This is a genomic window from Tritonibacter scottomollicae, from assembly GCF_032924845.1.
GTDB lineage: Bacteria > Pseudomonadota > Alphaproteobacteria > Rhodobacterales > Rhodobacteraceae > Epibacterium > Epibacterium scottomollicae.
In genome coordinates, this window is record NZ_CP136704.1 from 2,711,896 (window position 1) to 2,735,188 (window position 23,293).

The following is a 23,293-nucleotide window of genomic DNA, read 5'->3' on the forward strand; positions in this document are numbered from 1 at the left end:
GGCCCAACGGACATGGAGGGAGAGTGTCATGGCTGCGTACCCACATTTGCTGGCCCCGCTGGATCTGGGCTTCACCACGCTGAAGAACCGGGTGTTGATGGGCTCCATGCACACCGGGCTGGAGGAGACCCGCGACTGGCCAAGGGTGGCGGAATTCTACGCGGCGCGCGCCCGTGGCGGCGTGGCGTTGATGGTCACTGGCGGCATCGGTCCGAACCTCGAAGGATCAGTGCTGCCGGGGGCGGCGATGATGACCACGGAAAAGGATGTCGCCAATCATGCGGTGGTCACATCTGCGGTGCATGAGGCTGGCGGCAAGATCGCGATGCAGATCCTGCACGCGGGCCGGTATTCCTACGGGCCGAAATGCGTCGCGCCCAGCCCGGTGAAATCGCCGATCTCGCCCTTTCCGCCGGCGGAGTTGGACGAGGAGGGTATCGAGAAGCAGATCTCCGATATCGTGAACGCCGCCCGTCTGGCGCAGGAGGCCGGCTATGACGGCGTCGAGATCATGGGTTCCGAAGGATATTTCCTGAACCAGTTCCTCGTCACCCACACCAACAAGCGCGAGGATCGCTGGGGCGGGTCGTATGAAAACCGCATGCGCCTGCCGATCGAGGTGGTGCGCCGGGTACGCGAGGCCGTGGGGCGCGAATTCATCCTGATCTACCGCCTGTCGATGATTGACCTTGTGCCAAATGGCTCGACCTTCGAGGAGGTGGTGCAGCTGGCCAAGGCGGTGGAGGCTGCGGGCGCCACCATCATCAACACCGGCATCGGCTGGCATGAGGCGCGCATTCCGACCATCGCCACCTCGGTGCCGCGCGCAGCCTTTGCCTGGGTCACGCAAAAGCTGATGGGTCATGTGTCGATCCCAGTGATCACCTCGAACCGTATCAATACGCCGGAGGTGGCCGAAGACGTGCTGTCGCAGGGCTGCGCCGACATGGTGTCGATGGCGCGCCCGATGCTGGCAGATGCAGATTTCGTGGCCAAGGCCGCAGAGGGGCGCGGGACCGAGATCGCGCCCTGCATCGCCTGCAATCAGGCCTGCCTGGATCATACCTTCGGTGGCAAACTGACCTCCTGTCTGGTCAATCCCCGCGCCTGCCATGAAACCGAGCTGGTGTTGAACAAGGCCGAGGTGACAAAATCCGTCGCCATCGTCGGTGCCGGACCTGCGGGCCTGTCGACCGCGCTGGCGGCGGCGGAACGGGGGCATGCGGTGACGCTCTTTGATGCCGCCGAGGAGATCGGTGGCCAGCTGAACATGGCCAAGCAGATCCCCGGCAAGGAAGAGTTCTGGGGGCTGGTGGATTGGTACCGCACCATGGTCGCCAAGGCCGGAATCACCTTGCAGCTGGGCCGCCGGGTCGGTGCCGAGGACCTGAGCGGGTTCGACGAGGTGATCATCGCCACCGGTGTCCTGCCGCGCGATCCGGGCATTCCGGGACAGGACCACGCGTCCGTGGTGAGCTATATCGACGTGCTGCGCCACAAGGTACCCGTGGGCGATAAGGTGGCCGTGATCGGCGCTGGCGGCATCGGGTTTGATGTCTCCGAATACCTGCTGCACGAAGGCGAGAGCCCCACCGAAAGCCTGCCGCTGTGGATGCGCGAGTGGGGGGTCACCGACCCTGCGGAGCATCGCTCCGGCCTGGCTCCTGAAGGCCCCCAGCCCGAAGCCCCCGCCCGTCAGGTCACCCTGCTGCAGCGCAAGGCCGAACGCCATGGCAAGCGGCTCGGCAAGACCACCGGCTGGATCCACAGAGCCGCGCTCAAGATGAAGGAGGTCGAGTTTGTCGGCGGCGTGAACTACGAACGCATCGACGACGCGGGCCTGCATGTGAGCTTTGGCGAGACGCGGGACAATCCCACCGTGATCGCCGCCGATACCATCGTGCTCTGTGCCGGGCAGGTCAGCGAACGCTCTCTGGCGGATGCGCTGGAGGCCAAGGGCATCACGCCCCATGTGATTGGGGGGGCCGATGTGGCCTCCGAGCTGGACGCCAAACGCGCCATCAATCAGGGCACTCGCCTGGCGGCGACACTCTAGACGCTTCACGTCGCGTCAGCCGATCTAAGATCGACCCCGTCCGGAACAATCTGGGCGGGGCTTCGTTTTCTGGGTGACGAGACCGCGGTGACGCGATCTCAACGCAGATAGGAAAGGACACGACATGCCAAAGATTTCCGACGCAAAAGTCCTCATCATTTCGACGCATGGTTTTGAGAAATCCGAGCTTGAAGTGCCGCGCGACCAGCTGCGCGCCAAGGGCGCCACGGTCCATGTCGCCACCCTGGACGGCAAGCCGGTCAAGGGCTGGGAAGGCCCGGACTGGAAGGGTGAGGCCGAAGCCGACCTGAAGATAGCGGACGCCAATACCTTCGACTACGACGCGCTGGTCATTCCAGGTGGCCAGATCAATCCCGACCTGTTGCGGGTCGAGGCGGATGTGATCAAGCGGGTCAAGGATTTCCACAACGAAGGTAAAGTGATCGCCGCGGTCTGCCATGCGCCTTGGGTGCTGGCCGAAGCCGGGATCGTCAAAGGACGCGATATGACCTCTTACGGGTCGATCAAGACCGATATCGTCAACGCAGGCGCCAAATGGCAGGATGCCGAAGTCGTGGCGGACGCAGGTATTGTAACCAGTCGTCAACCCGACGATCTCGACGCCTTTGTAGCAAAGATTGTCGAAGAGATCGAAGAAGGTCGTCACGAGCGAAAGGCCGCCTGAGCCGGAAAGGTCGCAGCAATACGGCCGGTGGGGCTCCCGCCCCCGCGCCTGCCCCGGCTTTGCCGGAACCGGCTGGCGGCGTTGGGCCGGGCATCGCTGCGCGATGAAGGAAAATCCGCTGAGAGGCGTTTCAGGGGCAGATCTGCTCCTGAAGCGCCTTTTGCAGTTTACGAGACCTCTGCCGCCTCAAGGATAAACCGTGCCTGCGGCACGGCCGCAGATGCGGCCCTTGACCCGGCGCCGGTCAGGTCAGCCGCACCGTTGGCGTGCCCCGCGACCGCAGCGCGCCGCAGGCGCGCTGCGCGGCCCAACAGGAGGGTGGCATTTGAATGCAACCCCGACTGGCGGGAGGTCTGCCGACCACCTTTCAGCTGTCATGCAGGGCGCGACTGTCTGCCGGAGCCTGCGCGCGCTCCGTCATGCCATAGTCACGCATCACCCCGGCAACCCGCAGGCGGTAGTCGGCAAAATAGCCGTCGCGCCCCTTACTCTGTGCCGCGCGATGCTTCTCCAGCTGCCGCCAGCGCGCCAATGCGTCCTCATCTTCCCAGAACGACAGCGACAGCAGCTTACCCGGCGTGGTCAGACTCTGGAACCGCTCCACCGAAATGAACCCTTCCATACCCTCGAACAGCGGCCTGAGCGCGGCGGCGTGTTCCAGATAGGCGTCCTGTTTGCCCTCCGCCGGGATGACTTCGAATATGACTGCGATCACTGTGCCTCTCCTGTGGTGCCATGGGGTGCCGAGGCCAGTGTGAGCCAGCTGCGGTCTTCACGCAAAATGAACTTTTCCGCCTGCGCAAATTCATAGTTCTGCCGCCCCAGCGGATCGGCTGCCAAACGCGCGCGATAGGCTTCATATTCGGCCAGAGACGGTATCGAATAGATGCCATAGGCCAGTGTCGAGGAGCCCTCATGCGGGGCGAAATAGCCGATCAGGTCTGCACCATTGCGGGGAATGGCCTGCCCCCAGGTCTGCGCATACTGGCGGAACTGCGCCTGTTTCGTGGGGTCGATCTGGTAGCGGATGATGCAGGTCAGCATGGCAGGAGTCCTCGTGTTTTCAATGACCTCTCATGATACCCTGCCCGCATCTCACAAGGCTTCGGTGTGGAGCGAACTGTTGCACATCGCTTGTTTCCCCAGCCTGAACGATCCGGCGAAAACCCTGCAATTATCCCAAGCCCGCCCCGTTCTTGCCCGAATTCCCCCGCAGGAAGGACGCAAGACAGAATGTGCGACGAGGATTGTGAAATGGACCGACTGACCGAGATGGAAGCCTTTGCCAATGTGGTGGATCAGGGTGGCTTCACCGACGCCGCCAAGAGGATGGGCATCTCCAAGTCGGCGGTTTCCAAACATGTGTCCAGCCTCGAGGCCCGCCTCGGCGCCCGTCTCCTGAACCGGACCACGCGCCGCGTGTCGCCCACCGAAATCGGTCTCGCCTATTATGACCGCGCCCGTCGGGTGCTGAACGACGCCGGCGAGGCGGATGCCCTGGTGACCTCCATGCAGACCGCGCCCTCGGGACTGTTGCGGATCTCGGTCGCCACCGATTTCGGCGTCAACCACCTGTCGCCGGTGCTGTCGGAGTTTCTCGGTGACTACCCCGACATCACCGTCAACATGGTGCTGAACAACCGCTTTGTGGAGCTGATCTCCGAAGGGTTCGACATGGCGCTGCGCATTGGCGAGCTGGAAGACAGCTCCCTGCGGGCCCGCAAGCTGACCGAGACCACCAAGCGGATGGTGGCCTCGCCCGGATACCTTGAGAAATACGGTCGCCCGCAGAAGATCGACGACCTCAACGAACACAAGCTCCTGCACTACTCCAACCAGTCCAGCGGCAACGTCTGGAAGCTGACCGCCCCCTCCGGCGAGAAGCGCCAGGTGCGCTCCACCGGCTGGCTGTCGGTCAACGACGGGCAATCGCTGCTGAACGCGGCGATCTCCGGTCTCGGGATCGCCTATCTGCCGAGCTATCTTTATGCCGAGGCCAAGGCCGAGGGGCTGATCGAAGATGTCATGCCCGCGCTGCCGGTCGAAACCCTTGGCGTCTATGCCGTCTACCCGCCGGGCCGTTTCACCCAACCGAAGGTGCGCGCCTTTATCGATTTCCTCGTCCATGCCTTTGCTCAGAAAGGCATGGAAACCTGGTAGGGCGCGCCCCGGTTCTGCCCCGCTGACCCCACAGCCATTCACGGCCCTGCCAGACGTTCTGCCCCTTGCGCCTTCCGCGAGGGGCAGAACGTCTGTCGGGTGCCTCCGATGCGCAGGCTTCGGGTCGCGATAGAAGTGAATTGCCGTACATCTCTAGGGCTCACATCCTGCCCCCCGAGGAGAGCCATCATGATACTTGCCTTGCTGATGTTCTTGTTCCCGCTGGCCTATAGCCCCGGTCCCGGCAACCTGTATTTTGCCGCGGCGGGAGCCCGGTTTGGGGCGAGTGGCACCTTGGCGGCTTCGGCCGGATATCACCTTGCAACATGGGGCATCACCCTGATGATCGGCTTTGGCAGCCTGACGATCATCGCGCAGGCGCCAGCGGTGTTTGGCACTCTGAAACTGTTGGGTGGCCTCTATATACTGTGGATCGCCTGGCGGTTCCTGCAGGCCAGCCACACCGGCGTCACCATAGCGGCGTCCTCGGCCCGGTTCAGTGATGGGGTGATGCTGCTGATTCTCAATCCAAAGGCCTATGTCATCATCGCCCTGATATTCACCCAGTTCCTGCCGCCCTCGGATCGGGAGAACGCTGGGCTGGTCATCCTGATCACAACCGTCTTCACACTCAATAACTTGCTGGCATTTACAGTCTGGACGCTGGTCGGTGATCGGCTTGGCACCGTCTTCTCCAGCCTCGGACAAGCGCGACTGCTGAACAAAGGGTTCGCCCTGATGCTGTTTGGTGTCGCGGTCTGGATCCTGTTGGCCTGAGACCGGGGCGTTCACGGCTGAACCAGGACCGCCTCCACCCGGCGATTGATTTCGCGCCCAGCCTCGGTGGTATTGGGTGCCAGCGGGGCCATAAAGCCAGCCCCGGCGACCTGAATGCGATCCCCGGCAATCTCATACTTGGAGACCAGCCGCGCGCGCACGCTGGCGGCCCGTTGGCGTGAGATCGCGATATTTCCATCCAACGCACCAACCGTATCGGTATGCCCCACCAGCAGGATCACGGCGCTCTGGTTGCTGCGCATGAATGTGGCCAGCTGTTCCAGCGTATCAAACGGCCCTTCCCCCATCTGGGTCGAGCCAGTATCGAAATCAAGATCCAGAAGCGGCACATGTCCCTGCAACACCAGCAGGTCCTTGATCGCACCGGTAGACAGGCTGCCGCCCTTCTTCACGGCGTCTATCAGCAGGGCCTGCTCTGCTGATGCCGAAAGGGCGGTATTGCCATCTGTCACATCGTCAGAACTCTCGGCATCTGGCGACGACAACGCCTCAGGAAGCGAGGGGGGACGCACGCGATGTGCCGGGTCATACCGCTCCAACAGCTGCACATAGACCGATCCGGCGGTGCGGGAGGCCAGTAACGACACCGCCGCGCCTGTCTCCGGGTGCTGGGCTGACAGGAATTCATAATCCGAGAGGTTCACCGCCATGTCCGGTGCCGGGATCACCTCGATTCCAAACCGAAATCCGAACCCGCCGCAGGCGCGCGCCGTGCAGCTGTAGATGGTCTCAAATCCCTGTTCGTGCAGCGCGCTCCGGATCGGCGCAAGAACCTGCAGCGTGCTCCAATCGCCACTGACCCGCCAGCTGCGCCGATAAACGCGCCCTTCCAGCGCGCGGGCCGGCACGTCATCCCCGGCAACCGGTCCGGTGGGAATAAGCAGCGTATCAAGTGGCGTTTCCTGTTCGCGCAGCAGCTCCTCGCCGTCAGGCAGCGGGATCTGGATCGGCGCAGCAAGTGCCGCATGCCCACCAAGTCCAAGCGCCAGCGCAACAGGGAGAAGCCGCCGCAGGCTCAACGGAACTGCCCGTGGTATTCAGCGTTGGGCATCATTGCGGTGGCACTGGCGACACGGTTGGTCATGTTGAAAAAACCCGTCACATTGGCGATATCCCAAATGTCGCGATCATCGAAACCGTTGACGCGCAAACCCTCGCGATCAGCCTCTTCGATCTCAGCACTGGCGCGCGTCATCTTTGCGGCGAAATCCAGCATCGCGCGCTGCCGTGCATCCAGCGGCGCCACACGGTAGTTCATCACCAGCATCTCGCCCAGCTGCGGATCGCCTGAAAATTGTCGCACCGCGGCCCCATGCGCGACGAGACAGTAGAAGCACTTGTTGATGGAGGAGACGACGACGGCAATCATTTCCCGCTCCAGCTTCGTCAGCTTGCTGTCGCCCAGCATCAGGTCGTTGTACATGGCGGTAAAGGCATTGAGCTTTTCAACGTCAAACGCATGCGCCTTCAGCACATTGGGCACCATGCCCAGCTTATCCTGACAGATGTCGAAATACTTCTGCGTTTCAGGTGGCAGCGGGTCCGTCATCGGCAGGTCGAGCGCGGTGGGTTCTTTTATCTGTGTCATGCGGGCGCCCTCCTCCGGCGACTGCTGGTCAATGTTTGATCCGATAGTGATAGCCTCCGGCCTCCGTCATGCCGAGGCCACTGTATAACGCGTTGGCAGCGACATTGGCGCGCGTGCAGAGAACAGAAAGTTCCGCCGCTCCGTGCTGTTCTGCCCAGACGGCGGCCTGACGCATCATCCAGACGCCCATGCCCTTGCGGCGCTGATGCGGCAGGATCTCAAGCGCATGCAGCATGGCTATGTCACCGTGCAGCCCGACATAGGCCACCCCCGCAGGCTTGTCGTCCCAGCGCCCCAGCAAGGCCGTCTTTGGCGCCACGGCCCGATGCATCACCGCCAGGCGCGCGGGGCCGATGCCGCCGGTCTCCCAGATTTCGCGCTGGATCGCTAAAGGCTCCCAAACATCAAACGTGGTGACACGCGGGATCGGCACATCCGTCAGCACAGAGGGCGCACAGGTCCAAAGCACCACCGGATCCATCACAACATAACCGAGACGATCGAGCTGAGCGTCAAGATCGACCTGCCCATCGCGGATCATGAACAGGCGCGGCTGGTCGAGCGCCTGCATGGCGGCCTCTGCCTCGGCGATCTGGTCGTCGCTGACCTCGGCCTCGGCAGTTGCGGCCGAAACGCGGCTGCCACCGCCTGCCCCCACGCGCAGGGTGATGGCGCCCAGCTCTTCCTTGCGCAGACACGGCCATGTCGCCTCCACCACGTCGTAATACTTCGGATCGGTCACCGCGGTGGTGCTCACAGGCCAAGATCCCGTGCCAGTTCAGTCATCGCCGCATCCAAACGCGCGCCCTCCGTGCCGCGCACCACCACATTGGCGCCAAAAGCTCCGTTTATTTGGAACGGATAACAGCCGATCGACAGGTCGCTGTATTTCTCGGCCAGCGCGGACAGGATCGCCGCGATCTCGCCCTCGCCCCGGTCCACGCGGAGGGTTTGGCTTAGAAGCGGCTGCCCCCCTGCCAGTGTCGCCAGGACCGTGGCCACCATGGCCTGAAACACCGCAGGCACCCCTGCCATCACATGCACGTTGTTCAGTGTGAAGCCGGGCGCGCGGGACACCGGATTGTCGATCAGCGTCGCACCATCAGGGATACGGGCCATGCGCAGACGCGCCTCGTTCAGCTCCGCACCGGTCTTGGCATAATGCTCCTCGAGGATGGCATGGGCATCTGCTCGCACGTCGATCGCAGCCCCGAAGGCACGGGCGATACAATCGGCTGTGATATCGTCATGCGTTGGGCCGATACCACCGGATGTGAAGACATGGTCATAGCCGTTCGACAGATCCGTAACCGCGGCCACGATGGCGTCGGCCTCATCGCTCACCACGCGCACTTCCTTCAGGTCGACGCCGAGCTTGTTCAATTCTCCGGCGAGAAAATACATGTTGGAGTCGCGCGTGCGCCCCGACAGAATTTCATCCCCGATCACAAGCATTGCAGCGGTGGGATTGGGCATGGCGCGTCTCCTGAATTTCATGCGGATGTGTTTTTCGAGGCTCCGCCAGAGGATAGCTTCCCCGACAGCCGGTGCAACCACGTTCGCGCGCCCGGCACGGTCCCGGCTTTGACAGGCGGCGCTTTCTGGCGCATGACCGGTGGCATGCAGTTTCCAACGCCCCTGATCCCCGCCACGCTGATCAAACGCTACAAACGCTTCCTGGCTGATTGCCGACTGGAGGACGGGCGCGAAGTGACCGCCCATTGCGCCAACCCCGGCTCGATGATGGGACTGGCAGAACCCGGCATGCGGATCTGGCTGGAACCCAATGACGACCCGAAGAAAAAGCTGAAATACGGCTGGCGACTGGTGGAACATGCGGACGGGCATTTCACCGGTGTCGATACGTCGGTGCCGAACCGTGCCCTCAAGGCCGCGTTGGAGGCCGGCAAGATTGCAGAATTCGCCGCCTATTCCACCCTGCGGGCCGAAGTGAAATATGGCGAGAACAGCCGCATCGATTTCCTACTGAGTGGCGACAGCCTGCCCGATGCCTATGTCGAGGTCAAAAGCGTGACGCTCTCGCGCAAACCCGGGCTGGCCGAGTTCCCTGACAGTGTCACCACACGCGGAGCAAAACATCTGCGAGAGCTTGCCAAAATGGCAGACGCCGGTCATCGGGCGGTGATGCTCTATCTGGTGCAACGTACGGATTGCACAGGTTTCCAGCTGGCCTCCGACATTGACCCGACCTACGCAGCTGAATTCGATGCAGCGCAGGCACGGGGCGTCGAACGGCTGGTCATCGGAACCCAGATCACCCCCGATGGTGTGGAAGTCGGCCACCCCTTCGCGGGATGACCGAATAACATTATGCCGCGTCGCGCTCTTCGTCTTGCGGGTTGTCGGGCTGCACGAGAGTACGTGTCGGGAAAGGAATATCCACACCGGCACCGTCCAAGGCTTCCTTCACCTTGCGCTTCATATCCGCCTGATATTGAAAATAATCCGCAGAATTGACCCAGACCCGAACGAGAAAATCGACAGAGCTATCGTTCAGGTTATTGACCTGGATAAACGGCTCCGGATCACTGAGCGAGCGGTCATCAGCCATGATGGTGTCGCGGATTGTGCGTTCGGCCAGCGCAAGATTTGCGCCGTAGCCCACGCCAAAGCTCCACTCGGCGCGACGTGTGTCGTAGACGGAATAGTTGGAGATCGTATTGCCCCAGACCTCGGCATTGGGGATGATCACCTTCACGTTGGACAGGCTGGCGATGACGGTATTGTTCAGGCTGATCTCCTTCACCGTGCCCATCTCGCCGTTCACGTCGATGAAATCACCCAGCTTGAAGGGGCGGAACAGGATGATCATCACGCCCGCCGCCACATTCGACAGCGCGCCCTGCATGGCAAGACCGATGGCCAGGCCCGCCGCACCGATGGCAGCGATGATGGAGGTCGTCTGAACGCCGAATGTGTTCAGCACGAACAGTAGAGCGAAGCCCAGAATGATGTAACGAACCACATTGCCGAGGAAGTGGAACAGAGTGTTGTCGAGACGCATATGGCTGTCACTGAGGGCAACGACACGCCGCTTTGCCCAACTCGCAACAATGAAGCCGACAATGAGGATAAACGCAGCCGCCAGCACATTGCCGAGGAGCTGGGCCAGAAATTCCAGCGTGACCAGATCCGTCAGCGCCTTGCCGTCGTAGATCTCGGTCTGCATAAGTGTGTTTAAACTTTCCATTGCGCGTCCCTTTTGGCGTTTCTTTATGTATTTCTCGCCCTAAAACGCGCGACCCTGGCGAAGGTTCCGACAAAGACCCCTGCCGCCTCTGGCCCTTTGCGGTGGAAACCCCTAAATAGCTGGCAAACGACACGCGACGGAGCATGCCCCGATGAGATCCAAGAACGGCCGCACCACCAAAGACGGTATCCGCATCTACGATCAGTCCGATTTTGCGGGCATGCACGCAGCCGGTGCGCTTGCGGCGAAGATTCTTGATGAGATCGCCCAGCATGTCTTCCCCGGCCAGACCACGGGCGAGATTGACCGCATCATCACCCAGATGGTGGAGGACGCGGGCGCGACCTCGGCCACCATCGGCTACAAGGGCTATCAGCACGCGAGCTGCATCTCGATCAACCATGTGGTCTGCCATGGCATCCCCGGCGACAAGAAGCTGAAGGATGGCGATATCCTCAACATCGACGTCACCGTGATCGTCGATGGCTGGTTCGGCGACACCAGCCGCATGTATGTGGCGGGCAAGCTGCCGCGCAAGGCCGAACGGCTGATCCAGATCACCCATGATGCGCTGATGAAGGGCATCGAGGTGGTGAAGCCCGGCAATACCTTTGGCGACATCGGCCATGCGATCCAGTCCTATGCCGAGAGCCAGCGGGTGAGCGTGGTGCGCGATTTCTGCGGCCATGGGCTGGGTCAGGTGTTCCACGCACCGCCCAACGTGCTGCACTATGGTCGTCCAGGCACCGGGCCGGTGCTGGAAGAAGGCATGTTCTTCACCATCGAACCGATGCTGAACCTGGGCCGCGCCGAAACCAAGGTACTGGCAGATGACTGGACCGCCGTGACCCGCGACAAATCACTGTCGGCGCAGTTCGAACATTCTGTCGGTGTGACGGCGGATGGGGTGGATATCTTCACCCTGTCGCCTGCCGGGCTGTTCCACCCGACCTATAAGAACGACTGATCAAGGCGGAGGGCGAGGCCCCTCCTGCCCCTGTCTGCCGACTACGCGACCAGTCGGCTCAGCCACCTCTCTCAGATGACCCCGCGCGTCAGCTCAGGCCGAGACGGCGCGCCAGATCCTTCATGTCGTGGAAGACTTCTGCCGCCTCGGCGACAAGTGCGGCACCGTTGTCATGCGCGGCGTAGCCGAAGCACTGCATGCCCGCCCTGGCTGCCCCACGCGCACCCGTGGCGCTGTCCTCGATCACAACGCAATCCCGCGCCTGCACATCGAAATGGGCGGCCGCCGCAAGGAAAATGCCCGGGTCAGGTTTAGCAACCTTCAGCGTATGGGCCGAAAACATGGCGTTGGGGTGGAACCGATCCCAGAGACCATGCGGCGTGAGTGTAATCCGCATCTTTTCCTCGCTCCCGTTGGACACAACGCAGCAGGGGATACCTTCGTGATCGAGACGGGCGATGACCTCCATGACGCCGGGGATCAGCGGCACGCCGTCACGCAAGGTCTGATAGGCCTCACCATAGACTTCGTCGATCCAATCCTGCGGTAAGGTGGCCCCCATCTGGGTTGCACTGGCTGCAACCTCCGGCATGGCAAGACCCGCAAATGTGGTCATACTTTGATCTGTGTCGAGGGTCAGACCATGGCCCGCCAGGTTGCGCGCGAGCACCGCGTTGAACACCCGCTCGCTGTCCACCAGAACTCCGTCACAATCAAAGATCACCAGCGCAGGTCTGGGATAGGTCGTGGGCATGCGGATCCTCCATGCAGACTGCAGCGCCGGGTCGACTGTCACCGCAGGCGCATCTGAGGTTTATCTAAGAGCGCGCCTCATGCTGCGCCCAAAGCAACGTGATATGCGTGTCGCCATATTTGCGAGTATCCTCCAGCATGAAGCCTTCGGGCGCATCCATCGGCGCGTTTTCTTCCCAGACCACAAGCGCGCCCGGGGCAATCCAGCCGCCCAGACTGAGCGCGGTCAACGCCTTTTGCCCGAGTGACTTGCCATATGGGGGATCGAGGAAGATCAAATCAAATGACGGGTCAGGATTGTCGCCAAGCTTGAGCGCGGACCGGCGGTGCAGGTGGCAGTGCGGTTTGGCGCGGCAGATGTCGATGTTCTTCTGGATCAACCCTTGCGCCACGCGCCCATCATCCACAAACGCAACCGCAGCCGCGCCGCGCGATAGAGCTTCGAGCCCCAGCGCGCCGGTGCCGGCAAAAACGTCCAGCACACGCGCCTCCTCGAACTCGACCCGATGAGACAGCACGTTGAACAGGCTTTCGCGCACCCGATCCGTGGTCGGGCGCAGATGAGCAGCCGCATCGCCTTTGCCCAAGGCCGCAAGAGCGCGACCGCGGAAATCGCCAGCAATAATCCTCACGCTTTCAAAAGCGGCTTCAGGTCCGCATCCGGGTTGGCCACCACGGTCTTGTCTGCGGTTTTGCCCGCTTCGATCAGACGTTTCGCCACCATATAGGCACGGGGGTCATTCATCGCGTCGACCGCCACCAGCTGGTCGCCGGTGTAGTACCAGAAAGAGATCGTAGCGCCCTCGCCCTGACGGGTGACCACATTGTCATACCCAGAGTTCAAACCGGCGATCTGCAACTTCACATCATACTGGTCAGACCAGAACCAAGGCGTGGCAACGTAGGTTTTTTCCGCACCCAGCATGTTTTCGGCCACCACTTCCGCTTGGTCGATGGCATTGGGCACGCTTTCCAACCGGATGCGGTGATCCTTATAGGGAAAAGAGGCGCAATCGCCGGCGGCCCAGATCGACGCATCAGAGGTGCGGCCATGTGCGTCGGTGCGGATGCCGTTCTCGATCTCAAGATCTGCGGCCTCTGCCAGCTCGTAGGCCGGAGCGATGCCGACGCCAACCACCACGAAATCCACATCCAGCGTACTGCCATCGCTCAGCACCGCGCGCGTCACCGTGCCGTCCTCGCCTTCAAGGTGGTTGAGGCCGACACCTTCGCGGATGTCGACGCCGTGGCCGGTGTGAAGCGTGCGAAAGTAATCCGAGGTCTCGGGGGCTGCGACTCGTTGCAAGATGCGGTCTGCCATCTCAACCAAAGTCACCGACACCCCGCGTTTGGCGCAGACTGCGGCCGCCTCCAGTCCGATATATCCTCCACCCACAATCAACGCGCGAGCACCGTCGGTCACCGCCGGGGCCATGGCATCAACATCAGTAAGGTCGCGCACGACATGCACGCCTCCCAGATCCCCACCAATGGAGACCGGCAGGCGGCGCGGATGCGAGCCGGTGGTCAGAGCCAGCTGGTCATAGGCGATGATCTCCTCGCCGATGCGAATGGTCTTTGCCGCCGGGTCGATCGCGTCCACCTTGGCGCCAAGGCGGAGTGTGATGTTGTTCTCCGCATAAAAGCTCTCGGGGCGCAGGAACAAGCGCTCCACCTCCATCTCTCCCAAGAGATAGGCCTTGGACAGCGGCGGGCGCTGATAGGGCAATGCCTCCTCGGCCCCGATCAGGGTAATATCACCGTCAAACCCGCTCTTGCGCAGCTTTGCCACCAGGGACGCCCCTGCCTGGCCCGCGCCAATCACCGCGATATGAGTCATGTGCCCTCTTGTCTCCTGATGCAGTTCTTATACCGTCTGCGCGGGACACTACATGCAGGGGCTGTCGTGACGCAATTGCCCAAACCCGTCGTGAGCCCGTTCGAAAACCACAGAGAGGACCGCCCGATGATATCCGTTGGAGACAAGCTGCCCGCCGCCACACTGACCCGGATCGGAGAGGAAGGCCCTGAACCGGTCGCACTCCAAGATCTGACATCCGGGCGCACGGTGGCGATTTTTGCCGTACCCGGCGCGTTCACCCCCACCTGCCACTCTGCGCATGTGCCGAGCTTCATCCGTACCAAGGATCAGCTGGCGGCCAAGGGCATCGACGAAATCATCTGTATCGCAGGCAATGACCCGTTCGTGATGAAAGCATGGGGCGAGGCCACCGGCGCTGCGGACGCAGGCATCACCATGCTAGCGGACGCGGAATGCACATTTACAGACGCCATCGGCATGCGGTTTGACGCACCACCCGCTGGTCTGATCGGTCGGTCCAAACGCTATGCCATGGTGGTAAAAGATGGTGAGGTAAAAATCCTGCACCTCGAAGAAAGTCCGGGTACCTGTGAAGTGTCTGCTGGCGAAGGGCTGCTGGATGCGCTGTAATCTGTCACAGTGCACTTCTGCCCATACAGCCAAGGCCTTGAACACAGACGAATGACTGATCCGCATAGCCCTGCGAACCACCCCGCCAGCATCATGGCGGAGGTCATGGAAGAAATCGACACCGCTCGCGCCTTTGTGGCGCGAGACGATGCCTTTGACAGCGCGCAGGCCTTGCGCGTTGCGCTCAGGCGGTTGCGCAGCGGGTTGACCCTGTTCCGACCGCTGCTGCCCCCCGATCATAACAAGGCGCTGCTGGACGACGCGCGATGGCTCAGCGCGGAGGTCACCCGCCTGCGCGATCTGTACCTGCTGTGGCAGGATACGCTGACCCCTGCACGGGTGGCATTGCCCGACAATACAGCGCTGCAGTCGCTGGAGGTGCGGGCGCTGGAACGGATTAACAGCGAGCGTGCTGCCCTGCGCGAGCTCCTTGAAGGGGAGCGGGTCGTCGAAATGATGGCGCGAGGCCGTGATATGAGTGATCCCGAGTTCTGGCGCCCGGCTGCGGGAAGTCAGGAGAAGCTGGAAGCTCTCTGCCATGAAACGCTGGAACTGCGCCTGAACCAGGCCCTGAAACATGGTGAGACGCTGAAACGCCTGGACAGTCAGGCCCGCGACAGTTTCCGCAAGAGCCTGCGCAAACTACGGGCAACGGCAGAGTTCACACAGGTGATGTTCTCATCCAAGAAAACCAAAGCGTTTCTCAAGCAGTTGAAAAAACTACTGGATTCCATGGTTGCCGCACGCGATGCAAGCGCTGTGCGGGATCGGCTTGAAGATCTGATGAAAGACATGGATGCCGCTTCGCCAGAGCATCATATCGCGAATGAGCTGATCAAGGCCAAAGAGGCCGGCGTCGGTCTTGACCACAAGCGGCTACAGAAGATGTGGCGTGCGACGGAGACGTTGCCGCTCTATTGACCGCCGTTTTGCTCAACATGCGTTGCCATACGGCGAGCTGTCCCAAAGCGCCGCGGCCCGTGTCGACCGCAACCGGGGGCTGCTGCAACAGATGACCTAAGGCGGGCCCTGCCAATGGCCCGCCTCAGCTTTATTGCCTCGACCTGCACCGCTCAGACCAGACCATCCATCTTGCGGGCAAGTTTGGCGTCCAAGGTGCTCAGCCCGTCCACGTCATGAGTGGTCAGCACCACCGTCACAGTATTGTAGACGTTGCTCCATTCCGGGTGATGGTCCCATTTCTCGGCCCAGATCGCCGCCTTGGTCATGAAGGCAAAGGCTTCGACAAAGTTGGAGAACTTGAACGTCTTGCGGATCGCGTCCCGTCCGTCCTCCATCTCCCATCCGGTATCAAACAACGGCTTCAGAAGTGGTCCACGGGTCTCTTCGGAGAGCTTTTCTGTCATTCTTGTTCCTCCACTTGGGTTTTCTTGAAAGGGCCATAGCTGGTGAGGATTTCGATTTCCTCGTCCACGGCGGCGCCTTCCGCGTCCAGATACTGTTCGATCGCAGTGCGAAATCCTGGGTCTGCCACCCAGTGCAGACTGGAAGTCTCGGTCGGCAGATAGCCCCGGGCCAGCTTGTGTTCGCCCTGCGCGCCTGCCTCGACACGCGCGAGGCCCATCTCGATGGCAAGGTCGATCGCCTGATAGTAGCACAGCTCAAAATGCAGACAGGGGTGATGCTCGGTGCACCCCCAGTATCGGCCATAAAGCGCAGAATGTCCGATGAAGTTCAGCGCCCCCGCCACCGGAGCACCGTCCCGTTCAGCCAACACCAGAGCCATATCATCCGCCATCGTGTGATGTACGATGTCGAAGAACTCACGGGTCAGATAGGGCGTGCCCCATTTGCGGCTGCCCGTGTCCTGGTAGAACCGCCAGAAGGCATCCCAATGCTCCGGCCGCAAATCCGCGCCAGTATAGGTTTCGATGGTCCCGCCAAAACCCTGCGCCTGGCGTCGTTCCTTGCGGATGTTCTTACGCTTGCGCGAGGAAAGCGCCGCAAGAAAATCGTCAAATCTCTCATAGCTGTCATTCAACCAGTGAAACTGCTGGGTGCTGCGCGGCATCAGACCAAGCGCGCGGCCGATCTCTGCCTCCCGTTTGGTGCAAAAGGTCACGTGCATCGAGGACAACTGATTATCCGTCGCCAGTTGCACCGCTCCCTGCACCAGGGCCGACACGCCGATTTCCTCGTAGCAAGGTCGCACGAGAAAGCGCCGCCCCGTCGCCGGAGTGAAGGGCACAGCAATCTGCAGCTTTGGATAGTAACGGCCGCCTGCCCGCTCATAGGCATGCGCCCAGTTGTGGTCGAAGATATATTCGCCCTGACTGTTGCCCTTCGCGTAGAGCGGCGCACAGGCAATCATCTGCCCGTCGAGGTAGCAGACCAGGTATTGTGGCTGCCAGCCGGTGCCCGGCCCGACAGAGCCACTCACCTCCAGCGCGCTCAGAAACCGGTGGGTGGTAAAGGGATCATCGGGGCGTCTGCCCTCAGCAGCTTCGGGGCAGGCGCAGGCGTCCCAGTCCGACGCATCGATTTGCGTCAGGCTGCCAAGCACCTGAATTTCAATTTGCGCCTGATCCATTCCGCCTCTCACTGCCTCCCCCTTATTTGGGCGCAGGTTACGCCCGATCAAGCGCCTAGAGCAGAAAGATAATTTTCAAACGTCACGTTGTCGGCGAAGCGGCGCACTTCAGCCTCTTCGCCGGGTGAGCGGATGGTCCAGCTGAGGATCGGCACACCATCTGCCCGCAGGGCCTGCACCCGGGCACGGGTGATATCGCGCGCCTCGTGGCTGATGAAACAGGCGCCGACACGGTCGAAATCGGAGATCGCGCGCAGGGCGTCACACTCTTCAGCAGCAAGCGGTGCCCACTCCTGCGGATCATAGGCGCAGGTGGTAAGACCGCGCGGCAAATGAGGCGCAAGCCGGGCAACCTCTGCGATGCTGTGCGGGTTGAACGACATCAGGGCCACCGGCCCGTCATAACCGGCCAGATCGGCAACGGCGGCGGCCTCCAACGGGCCAACATTGGGCCCCATCCCACCGTCTTGATCCTTGATTTCCACCAAGAGCGCGACACGCCCGGCGACAATATCCAGCACTTCGCGAAACGTTGGAATGCACTCGCCATCGCCGTTCTTGAGCGGGATCGCCTCTAACTCAGCTGACGTGCGCGCGCGCACTGGCCCCGCCGCGTCGGTCAAACGCTCCAGTTGTTCGTCATGAAAAACCATCGCCCGACCGTCCGCCGAAAGCTGAAGGTCAATCTCAATCCCATAGCCTGCCTCGACCGCCGCGCGGATCGCAGCGCGGCTGTTCTCGGGGCAGTGTTCCTGTTGTCCATGCAACGCACGGTGAGCGATTGGGCGCTGCAGAAATGCTGCAGGCAGAGCCGGTGTCGACATCAGATCAGCTCTCGATTTCGAAAATACCGTCGATCTCGACCGCGACTCCCATTGGAAGCGAAGGCGCGCTGACAGCCGAGCGTGCATGACGCCCTGCGTCACCAAGGATTTCAACCAGAACATCAGAGGCCCCATTCACGACCTGCGGCTGCTGGGTGAAATCGGCTGTGGAATTCACGAAGGCCCCCAGCTTGACCACCCGCTTCAGCTTGCCAAGGTCGCCACCACAGGCGGCTTTGACCTGAGCCAGCAAAGACAAGGCACAGCGCTTGGCCGCCGCCTGCCCCGCGTCCACGTCAAGATCATCGCCCAAGGTGCCAGTGATCAGACCATTCTCGTCCGCCGAGATCTGACCGGAGACATAGACCATGTTGCCCGAGACCACGAAGGGCACATAATTTGCCGCAGGCGCCGGGGCGTCGGGAAGTGTCAGGCCGAGGGATTGAAGTTTCGCGTCAACGCTCATGGTCGGGCTCCTTTGCCAGTGTCCGTCTGTCTTTGCCGCGGACGCTACAGCGGAAGGTTCCTTCGGGAAAGAGGCAATTGCGGCGGCTCGGCCATGGTTTGCGCGCCGCCCTTAGCGCTCGCGGAAGGCCTTGACGAAATAGTCGGCCAGCGGCTTCACCAGATAGGCCAGCGGCGAACGGTCTGCAGTGCGGATATAGCTCTCGACCGGCATGCCCGGGATCAGCACTGTGCCGCCGGGCAGACGGTCCATTTCGCCTTCGTTCAGTTCGATTTCAGCACGGTAGTAGGATCGTCCCGTCGCCTCATCACGGAACGCATCCGCCGAAAACAGAGTGACCGCGCCGAAGAGCTCCGGCGTCTGCCGCTGATCGAGTGCGGGCAGTCGGATGGACACGGATTGCCCCACATGGAGCTGGTCGATGTCCGTGGGGGCCACCTGTGCCGCGATCACCAGCGGGCGATCCTGTGGCACGAGGTAGAGCACAGGGTCGGCCGGCCGGATCACGGAGCGCGGCGTTCGAACCGTCATGCCATAGACAATGCCGGACACCGGCGCGGTGATCTCAAGACGACTGAGCCGGTCCCGCAAAGAGCGCCGCGTCTCGATCAATTCCAGTTCCTGGTAGCGCAGATCGCGCACGCGGGTGATGGCCTCTTCGCGGCGCTGGGTGTTCAGCTTCAGGGTTTCGATCTCCAGCTCTGTGATCCGCCCTTCGGCCTGCGCCTCCGACGCAATCAGCTCGCCCAGCGTTCCCTGCAGATTGGCTTCGTTGCGGCGTAGGTTCAAGACGACCGAAGCCTGTGCCAACCCGCGATCAAACAACGATTGCTGGTTGCCCAGCTCCTCTTTGATCAGCTGCAATTGCTCGCGGGTGGCAGCCTGTTGCGCCTGAATCCCGACAATCTGATTTTCGATCTGCGAGGCGCGTTTTTCAAGCTGCTCGACTTCCCGACGTACCGATTCGCGCCGGGCCTCGAACAGGCGGCTTTGCCCCTCCACCAGCTCCGCGACCTCCGGCCGGGTCTGGGCCAGCTGCAACAGTTCTTCTGAGAACGTGATGTCGTCTACTTCGTCACGCTCCGCCTCCAACCGCCCGCGACGGGCCATCAGCTCAAACAGCTGACCTTCCGTGATGGTCAGTTCCGACCGCAAATCGGCAGGATCCAAACGCAACAAGGTCTGCCCCTCTGCCACCAGATCGCCCTCATCCACCAGAATGTCTGCCACCACACCGCCGTCGATGTGCTGAACAACCTGTCGATTGCGATCCACCTCGATCTGACCGGAGGCCACAACCGCACCGGCAATGTTGGAAAACGCCGCCCAGGTGCCAAACCCGCCGAGAAGCACAGCGATCCCCAGTACTCCAACCAACAGAGCGCCGCGCACCGGCCAACTGCTGTCTTTCGCCTCGTTCATCGCGTCGCTCCTCCGCCACCGGCTGCACCCTGAGGCGGGCGGGCCGTGCCGCCCTGCTGAATGTCGCGGTGATTGGTCACCATCTTGCGCAGGATCTCATCCTTGGGGCTAAAGGCGGTCATGGTGCCCTGATCGATAACCAATAGCTTGTCGCACTCTTGGATGGCCGCTGGACGGTGCGCCATGATGAGCACCGATTTCCCCTGTGCCTTCAGCCGTTTGATTGCATTGTTGAGTGCGACGGACCCTTCATTGTCGAGGTTCGAGTTGGGCTCATCCAGAATCACGATGGCCGGTTTACCAAACAAGGCCCGCGCCAGACCGATACGCTGCATCTGACCACCAGAGAGACGTCCGCCACCAGCACGCACACGGGTGTCGTAGCCGTCGGGCAACTTGACGATCATATCATGCGCAGCCGCAGATTTGGCCGCCTCCACCACCGCGGTGGCATCGGGCGTTTCGGCAAGGCGCGCGATATTTTGCGCAATCGTGCCGTCAAAGAGCTGCACCCGTTGCGGCAGGTATCCAATGTGATCGCCCAGCACTGCAGGATCGTACTGCGACAGCGCCGCCCCATCGAGGCGCACGGTTCCAGCCGCCGTGCGCCAGGCCCCGGTGAGAACCCGCGCCAGAGTGGATTTGCCGGAGCCCGACGGGCCGATCACCCCGATCGCTTCGCCGGGATCGACCCGAAAGGTGACATTGCGCAGCAGAGGGCGCGACTCGCCCGGCGCCGTGGCGGCAATCGCCTCCACTTCGAGCAACGCGCGCGGTTCCGGCAGCGCTGTGCGCGCGGCTTCGGGCGGTGTCTTGCCCAGAAGCTCTCGAGGTTCTGCCAGCCCTTCCGGGCTCGTTGTACCAGCGGCCATTGCCCCAGCCCAACCTCGATCGGGGACAGCGCGCGCCCCAGAAGGATAGACCCGGCGATCATGGCACCGGGGCTGACCTCGCCCTGCAGTGTCAGATAGGCCCCCAAACCGAGCATCGCGGATTGCAGGAACAGGCGCAGCGTTTTTGTCAAAGTGCCAAAAGTGCCCGTCACATCCGATGCGGAAACACTGTCGGCCAACGCCTTGTCGCGCGCCACGCGCCAGCGTTGAAAGGCCGCCTGCCGCATTCCCATGGCCTGAGTCATTTCGGCTTCGGTGCGGATTTCCTCGGACTGCACCATGGCTTGATGTCCGCTGACCATGGCAGCCTTGCCAGGCGCCGTGCTGAGGATCTGATTGATCACCGCAATCGCAATCAGCACGCCACCGCCACAAATCGCCAGTATCCCAAGGCAGGGGTGAAAAAGTGCGATGCCCGCCAGGAAGATCGGCGTCCAAGGTAGATCGAACCCCGCCATGACGACAGGGGAAGCAATCAGCTTCTGGATACTCTCAAGATCACTGAGCCCGGTCTGCGCCTCGGGATCACCAGACACCGCCGAACGTCGGATCATTGCATCAAAGACGCGACGGTCCAGACCAGCCTGAAACCGGGCCGCAACCCGCCGCATGATCCGACCGCGCACCGCGTCCAGCAGTCCCATCATGCCGTAGAGAAAGACCACCAACAGAGTCAGCGCCAACAATGTGGCTTCGGACCGGCTGCCCAATACCCGGTCATAGACCTGCATCATATAGAGCGGCCCCGTGAGCATCAGCATGTTCACGAAAGCGCTCAGCAGCGCGACCGCCCAAAAAAGGCCTCGGCTCCGGCGGCGGATCGCCAGAAGTTCGTCCCGGCCAGCATTTGCAAATGTATTCTTCATATCGTCCTAGTAGAGCGTGCCCTGATCCCCTTATAAAGCCCCGAAGCCCTTTTCAAAGAGTGACTGGCATATGTTCCAAATCTGTCACATAATTTGGTCTTGCTGTGGTTATGGGCTGGGAAGAACCGCAGAGATTGCTAAGTGACCCCTAGGTGACGGGGGCCCGTGCGCCGACCGCAACTGAAGAATTGGTAGACATGATTGCTTTGTTGAAAAAATCCGCAACTGCGTTGGTCCTTTCCACTGCGGTACTGACCTCCGCCTGTGCCACGCAGGATCCGGCCGCGAAAGCTGCGGGAGAGATCTTCGATCCCTACGAAAATACCAATCGTTCGGTTCACCAGTTCAACAAGGGGCTGGACCGATATGCATTCCGTCCGGCGTCAAAAGGATATGTCGCGGTCGTCCCTCCGGACATGGTGACGGCCTTCGGAAATTTCGCGGAAAACCTGTCAAAGCCCGGCGATGCAGTGAATTACCTGCTGCAAGGCAACATCAAGGGCGCGGGACAGGCGCTTGGTCGGTTTGCGGTGAATACGGTGCTGGGCATCGGGGGCCTTGGCGACCCGGCGTCTGACTTCAAGATGGCGGAAGCTCGCACCGACTTTGGAGAAACCCTGCATGTCTGGGGTGCCGGCGAAGGCGCATATGTGGAATTGCCCGCCTATGGGCCCTCAACCACCCGCGATGCCGTGGGCATTGTTGTTGATTTTTTCACCAATCCGCTCAGCCAGCTTGAGAACAATCCCGCCGAAGACCTGCAAATTCCGGCAGAGATCGTGGACCAACTGGGAAATCGCGGTACATATTCCGACACGATCGACTCGATTCTCTACGAGAGCGCTGACAGTTATGCGCAGGGTCGCCAGATCTACCTGCAAAACCGGCGGTTCGAGCTGGGCCAGGAAGATGCCGGCTCTGAAATCGATCCGTTCGAACTAGATACCGGAGGGTTCTAAACCATGCTTCGCCGTAAATTCCTTGCTTCTCTGGGTGCCATAGGGGCGTCCTTTGCTGCGCTTCCGGCCTTTGCGCTCAATGAAAGCTCCGCATCCAATCTGATCACGCGCCTCGTCACCGACATCAACAAGGTGATCGCATCCGGCAAGAGCGAGCGGTCGATGTATGGCGACTTCGAGCGCATTTTCCAGCGCTACAGCGACACCTCCTACATTGCAGCCTACGCCATGGGCGTCGACGCGCGCCGGGCAAGCTCGGCCCAAAAACGCGCCTTCTCCGATGCTTTCCAGGGCTACATCGCCAAGAAATATGGCAGCCGGTTCCGTGAGTTCATCGGTGGCCGCCTGGAAGTGACCGGCGTGAAAAAAGTTAAGAAGTGGTACGAGGTTTCCTGCGTCGCCTATCTGCGGGGACAATCGCCCTTCGAGGTGACGTTCCATGTGTCGAACCGCTCCGGCAAGGACCTGTTCTTCAACATGTTCATCGAAGGCGTGAACCTGCTGCTGACAGAGCGCACGGAAATCGGTGCAATTATCGACCGCAACGGCGGAGATATCGACAAGATGATCGCGGATTTGCGGGCGATGACCTGAACGGTCTCCGCGTCGGAAAGATCGGTTTCAAACAGAACAAAGGCCCCA

Annotated in this window: 25 protein-coding genes and 1 pseudogene; 10 read left to right on the forward strand and 16 right to left on the reverse strand. The window is 61.5% G+C overall.

Annotated elements, in window-relative coordinates; translation table 11 throughout:
- Window positions 1–28: 28 nt before the first annotated feature.
- On the forward strand, window positions 29–2,056 hold the full coding sequence (locus R1T40_RS13520) for an NADPH-dependent 2,4-dienoyl-CoA reductase (RefSeq protein ID WP_317384493.1): 2,028 nt from the start codon (window positions 29–31) through the stop codon (window positions 2,054–2,056).
- 124 nt (window positions 2,057–2,180) lie between these two features.
- Window positions 2,181–2,741: a type 1 glutamine amidotransferase domain-containing protein gene (locus R1T40_RS13525; RefSeq protein WP_317384494.1), complete on the forward strand. Its 561-nt coding sequence runs from the start codon at window positions 2,181–2,183 to the stop codon at window positions 2,739–2,741.
- A 367-nt stretch (window positions 2,742–3,108) separates the two neighbouring features.
- Here the strand turns inward: R1T40_RS13525 and R1T40_RS13530 are convergent, their stop codons facing one another.
- Together R1T40_RS13530 and R1T40_RS13535 are read right to left on the reverse strand one after the other, a co-directional pair.
- A complete protein-coding gene (locus R1T40_RS13530; RefSeq protein WP_317384495.1) occupies window positions 3,109–3,456 on the reverse strand; it encodes an antibiotic biosynthesis monooxygenase family protein in 348 nt (115 codons plus the stop codon).
- Window positions 3,453–3,785, reverse strand: a complete 333-nt coding sequence (locus R1T40_RS13535) for an NIPSNAP family protein (RefSeq protein ID WP_317384496.1) — start codon at window positions 3,783–3,785, stop codon at window positions 3,453–3,455. The genes R1T40_RS13530 and R1T40_RS13535 overlap by 4 nt, the downstream gene beginning before the upstream one ends.
- 210 nt (window positions 3,786–3,995) lie before the next feature.
- Here R1T40_RS13535 and R1T40_RS13540 point away from each other — a divergent pair, with 210 nt between their 5' ends.
- A complete protein-coding gene (locus tag R1T40_RS13540) occupies window positions 3,996–4,901 on the forward strand; it encodes a LysR family transcriptional regulator (RefSeq protein WP_317384497.1) in 906 nt (301 codons plus the stop codon).
- Between the two features lie 189 nt (window positions 4,902–5,090).
- Window positions 5,091–5,678: a LysE family translocator gene (locus tag R1T40_RS13545; RefSeq protein ID WP_317384498.1), complete on the forward strand. Its 588-nt coding sequence runs from the start codon at window positions 5,091–5,093 to the stop codon at window positions 5,676–5,678.
- Window positions 5,679–5,689: 11 nt separating this feature from the next.
- Here the strand turns inward: R1T40_RS13545 and R1T40_RS13550 are convergent, their stop codons facing one another.
- The 4 genes from R1T40_RS13550 to R1T40_RS13565 are packed head-to-tail and all read right to left on the reverse strand — an operon-like array spanning window position 5,690 to window position 8,763.
- The gene (locus tag R1T40_RS13550) at window positions 5,690–6,718 is read right to left on the reverse strand and encodes an OmpA family protein (RefSeq protein WP_317384499.1); all 1,029 of its coding nucleotides are present in this window, start codon (window positions 6,716–6,718) and stop codon (window positions 5,690–5,692) included.
- Window positions 6,715–7,287: a peroxidase-related enzyme gene (locus tag R1T40_RS13555; RefSeq protein ID WP_317384500.1), complete on the reverse strand. Its 573-nt coding sequence runs from the start codon at window positions 7,285–7,287 to the stop codon at window positions 6,715–6,717. Before R1T40_RS13555 ends, R1T40_RS13550 begins: the two co-directional genes overlap by 4 nt.
- 28 nt (window positions 7,288–7,315) lie before the next feature.
- Window positions 7,316–8,044: a GNAT family N-acetyltransferase gene (locus R1T40_RS13560; protein WP_317384501.1), complete on the reverse strand. Its 729-nt coding sequence runs from the start codon at window positions 8,042–8,044 to the stop codon at window positions 7,316–7,318.
- On the reverse strand, window positions 8,041–8,763 hold the full coding sequence (locus tag R1T40_RS13565) for a competence/damage-inducible protein A (protein WP_317384502.1): 723 nt from the start codon (window positions 8,761–8,763) through the stop codon (window positions 8,041–8,043). The genes R1T40_RS13560 and R1T40_RS13565 overlap by 4 nt, the downstream gene beginning before the upstream one ends.
- Window positions 8,764–8,907: 144 nt before the next feature.
- On the opposite strand from R1T40_RS13565, the gene sfsA reads away from it, so the two are divergent.
- On the forward strand, window positions 8,908–9,606 hold the full coding sequence (gene sfsA, locus R1T40_RS13570) for a DNA/RNA nuclease SfsA (protein WP_317384503.1): 699 nt from the start codon (window positions 8,908–8,910) through the stop codon (window positions 9,604–9,606).
- Window positions 9,607–9,616: 10 nt separating this feature from the next.
- On the opposite strand, the gene R1T40_RS13575 is transcribed toward sfsA, so the two are convergent.
- A complete protein-coding gene (locus R1T40_RS13575) occupies window positions 9,617–10,498 on the reverse strand; it encodes a mechanosensitive ion channel family protein (protein ID WP_106161409.1) in 882 nt (293 codons plus the stop codon).
- Between the two features lie 151 nt (window positions 10,499–10,649).
- Between R1T40_RS13575 and map the strand changes: the two genes are divergently transcribed.
- A complete protein-coding gene (gene map / locus R1T40_RS13580; protein ID WP_106161407.1) occupies window positions 10,650–11,465 on the forward strand; it encodes a type I methionyl aminopeptidase in 816 nt (271 codons plus the stop codon).
- A gap of 88 nt (window positions 11,466–11,553) precedes the next feature.
- On the opposite strand, the gene R1T40_RS13585 is transcribed toward map, so the two are convergent.
- The 3 genes from R1T40_RS13585 to R1T40_RS13595 form a co-directional block, all read right to left on the reverse strand.
- Complete coding sequence (locus tag R1T40_RS13585) at window positions 11,554–12,219, reverse strand: HAD family hydrolase (protein WP_317384504.1); 666 nt, start codon at window positions 12,217–12,219, stop codon at window positions 11,554–11,556.
- Window positions 12,220–12,283: 64 nt separating this feature from the next.
- Window positions 12,284–12,850 carry a 16S rRNA (guanine(966)-N(2))-methyltransferase RsmD gene (gene rsmD, locus R1T40_RS13590; RefSeq protein ID WP_317384505.1) on the reverse strand — a complete coding sequence of 189 codons (567 nt, stop codon included), beginning with the start codon at window positions 12,848–12,850 and terminating at the stop codon, window positions 12,284–12,286.
- On the reverse strand, window positions 12,847–14,058 hold the full coding sequence (locus tag R1T40_RS13595; protein WP_317384506.1) for an NAD(P)/FAD-dependent oxidoreductase: 1,212 nt from the start codon (window positions 14,056–14,058) through the stop codon (window positions 12,847–12,849). The genes rsmD and R1T40_RS13595 overlap by 4 nt, the downstream gene beginning before the upstream one ends.
- A gap of 126 nt (window positions 14,059–14,184) precedes the next feature.
- Between R1T40_RS13595 and R1T40_RS13600 the strand changes: the two genes are divergently transcribed.
- Window positions 14,185–14,670, forward strand: a complete 486-nt coding sequence (locus R1T40_RS13600; RefSeq protein ID WP_317384507.1) for a peroxiredoxin — start codon at window positions 14,185–14,187, stop codon at window positions 14,668–14,670.
- A gap of 51 nt (window positions 14,671–14,721) precedes the next feature.
- Window positions 14,722–15,591 carry a CHAD domain-containing protein gene (locus tag R1T40_RS13605; protein WP_317384508.1) on the forward strand — a complete coding sequence of 290 codons (870 nt, stop codon included), beginning with the start codon at window positions 14,722–14,724 and terminating at the stop codon, window positions 15,589–15,591.
- A 152-nt stretch (window positions 15,592–15,743) separates the two neighbouring features.
- Here the strand turns inward: R1T40_RS13605 and R1T40_RS13610 are convergent, their stop codons facing one another.
- The 6 genes and pseudogenes from R1T40_RS13610 to R1T40_RS13635 form a co-directional block, all read right to left on the reverse strand.
- The gene (locus R1T40_RS13610; RefSeq protein ID WP_106161397.1) at window positions 15,744–16,037 is read right to left on the reverse strand and encodes a 4a-hydroxytetrahydrobiopterin dehydratase; all 294 of its coding nucleotides are present in this window, start codon (window positions 16,035–16,037) and stop codon (window positions 15,744–15,746) included.
- Window positions 16,034–17,221 (reverse strand): GNAT family N-acetyltransferase, encoded by a 1,188-nt coding sequence (locus R1T40_RS13615; protein WP_317384509.1) that lies wholly within the window; start codon window positions 17,219–17,221, stop codon window positions 16,034–16,036. The genes R1T40_RS13610 and R1T40_RS13615 overlap by 4 nt, the downstream gene beginning before the upstream one ends.
- A 47-nt stretch (window positions 17,222–17,268) precedes the next feature.
- The gene (locus R1T40_RS13620; RefSeq protein ID WP_317384510.1) at window positions 17,269–18,045 is read right to left on the reverse strand and encodes a glycerophosphodiester phosphodiesterase family protein; all 777 of its coding nucleotides are present in this window, start codon (window positions 18,043–18,045) and stop codon (window positions 17,269–17,271) included.
- Between the two features lie 4 nt (window positions 18,046–18,049).
- The gene (locus tag R1T40_RS13625; RefSeq protein WP_106161391.1) at window positions 18,050–18,511 is read right to left on the reverse strand and encodes a RidA family protein; all 462 of its coding nucleotides are present in this window, start codon (window positions 18,509–18,511) and stop codon (window positions 18,050–18,052) included.
- A 111-nt stretch (window positions 18,512–18,622) separates the two neighbouring features.
- Window positions 18,623–19,933, reverse strand: coding sequence for an HlyD family type I secretion periplasmic adaptor subunit (locus R1T40_RS13630; RefSeq protein WP_317384511.1), 1,311 nt, complete (start codon window positions 19,931–19,933; stop codon window positions 18,623–18,625).
- Window positions 19,930–21,692, reverse strand: a pseudogene (locus tag R1T40_RS13635) (type I secretion system permease/ATPase). Before R1T40_RS13635 ends, R1T40_RS13630 begins: the two are co-directional and overlap by 4 nt.
- Before the next feature lie 197 nt (window positions 21,693–21,889).
- Here R1T40_RS13635 and R1T40_RS13640 point away from each other — a divergent pair.
- Together R1T40_RS13640 and R1T40_RS13645 are read left to right on the forward strand one after the other, a co-directional pair.
- Window positions 21,890–22,651: an MlaA family lipoprotein gene (locus tag R1T40_RS13640; RefSeq protein ID WP_317384512.1), complete on the forward strand. Its 762-nt coding sequence runs from the start codon at window positions 21,890–21,892 to the stop codon at window positions 22,649–22,651.
- A 3-nt stretch (window positions 22,652–22,654) separates the two neighbouring features.
- Entirely contained in the window at window positions 22,655–23,245 is a 591-nt protein-coding gene (locus R1T40_RS13645; protein WP_106161383.1) for an MlaC/ttg2D family ABC transporter substrate-binding protein, read from the forward strand.
- The last annotated feature ends 48 nt before the right edge of the window (window positions 23,246–23,293 follow it).

What these genes read in the sequence shown, in the direction of transcription:
- R1T40_RS13605 (WP_317384508.1), top strand. Translation starts at nt 14,722, where the DNA reads ATGACTGATCCGCATAGCCCTGCGAACCACCCCGCCAGCATCATGGCG.
- R1T40_RS13565 (WP_317384502.1), bottom strand. Translation starts at nt 8,763, where the DNA reads ATGCCCAATCCCACCGCTGCAATGCTTGTGATCGGGGATGAAATTCTG.
- R1T40_RS13640 (WP_317384512.1), top strand. Translation starts at nt 21,890, where the DNA reads ATGATTGCTTTGTTGAAAAAATCCGCAACTGCGTTGGTCCTTTCCACT.
- R1T40_RS13575 (WP_106161409.1), bottom strand. Translation starts at nt 10,498, where the DNA reads ATGGAAAGTTTAAACACACTTATGCAGACCGAGATCTACGACGGCAAG.
- R1T40_RS13555 (WP_317384500.1), bottom strand. Translation starts at nt 7,287, where the DNA reads ATGACACAGATAAAAGAACCCACCGCGCTCGACCTGCCGATGACGGAC.
- R1T40_RS13545 (WP_317384498.1), top strand. Translation starts at nt 5,091, where the DNA reads ATGATACTTGCCTTGCTGATGTTCTTGTTCCCGCTGGCCTATAGCCCC.
- R1T40_RS13615 (WP_317384509.1), bottom strand. Translation starts at nt 17,221, where the DNA reads ATGGATCAGGCGCAAATTGAAATTCAGGTGCTTGGCAGCCTGACGCAA.
- R1T40_RS13520 (WP_317384493.1), top strand. Translation starts at nt 29, where the DNA reads ATGGCTGCGTACCCACATTTGCTGGCCCCGCTGGATCTGGGCTTCACC.
- R1T40_RS13630 (WP_317384511.1), bottom strand. Translation starts at nt 19,933, where the DNA reads ATGAACGAGGCGAAAGACAGCAGTTGGCCGGTGCGCGGCGCTCTGTTG.
- R1T40_RS13645 (WP_106161383.1), top strand. Translation starts at nt 22,655, where the DNA reads ATGCTTCGCCGTAAATTCCTTGCTTCTCTGGGTGCCATAGGGGCGTCC.
- R1T40_RS13535 (WP_317384496.1), bottom strand. Translation starts at nt 3,785, where the DNA reads ATGCTGACCTGCATCATCCGCTACCAGATCGACCCCACGAAACAGGCG.
- R1T40_RS13600 (WP_317384507.1), top strand. Translation starts at nt 14,185, where the DNA reads ATGATATCCGTTGGAGACAAGCTGCCCGCCGCCACACTGACCCGGATC.
- R1T40_RS13540 (WP_317384497.1), top strand. Translation starts at nt 3,996, where the DNA reads ATGGACCGACTGACCGAGATGGAAGCCTTTGCCAATGTGGTGGATCAG.
- sfsA (WP_317384503.1), top strand. Translation starts at nt 8,908, where the DNA reads ATGCAGTTTCCAACGCCCCTGATCCCCGCCACGCTGATCAAACGCTAC.
- R1T40_RS13595 (WP_317384506.1), bottom strand. Translation starts at nt 14,058, where the DNA reads ATGACTCATATCGCGGTGATTGGCGCGGGCCAGGCAGGGGCGTCCCTG.
- R1T40_RS13610 (WP_106161397.1), bottom strand. Translation starts at nt 16,037, where the DNA reads ATGACAGAAAAGCTCTCCGAAGAGACCCGTGGACCACTTCTGAAGCCG.
- R1T40_RS13620 (WP_317384510.1), bottom strand. Translation starts at nt 18,045, where the DNA reads ATGTCGACACCGGCTCTGCCTGCAGCATTTCTGCAGCGCCCAATCGCT.
- R1T40_RS13525 (WP_317384494.1), top strand. Translation starts at nt 2,181, where the DNA reads ATGCCAAAGATTTCCGACGCAAAAGTCCTCATCATTTCGACGCATGGT.
- R1T40_RS13625 (WP_106161391.1), bottom strand. Translation starts at nt 18,511, where the DNA reads ATGAGCGTTGACGCGAAACTTCAATCCCTCGGCCTGACACTTCCCGAC.
- map (WP_106161407.1), top strand. Translation starts at nt 10,650, where the DNA reads ATGAGATCCAAGAACGGCCGCACCACCAAAGACGGTATCCGCATCTAC.
- R1T40_RS13585 (WP_317384504.1), bottom strand. Translation starts at nt 12,219, where the DNA reads ATGCCCACGACCTATCCCAGACCTGCGCTGGTGATCTTTGATTGTGAC.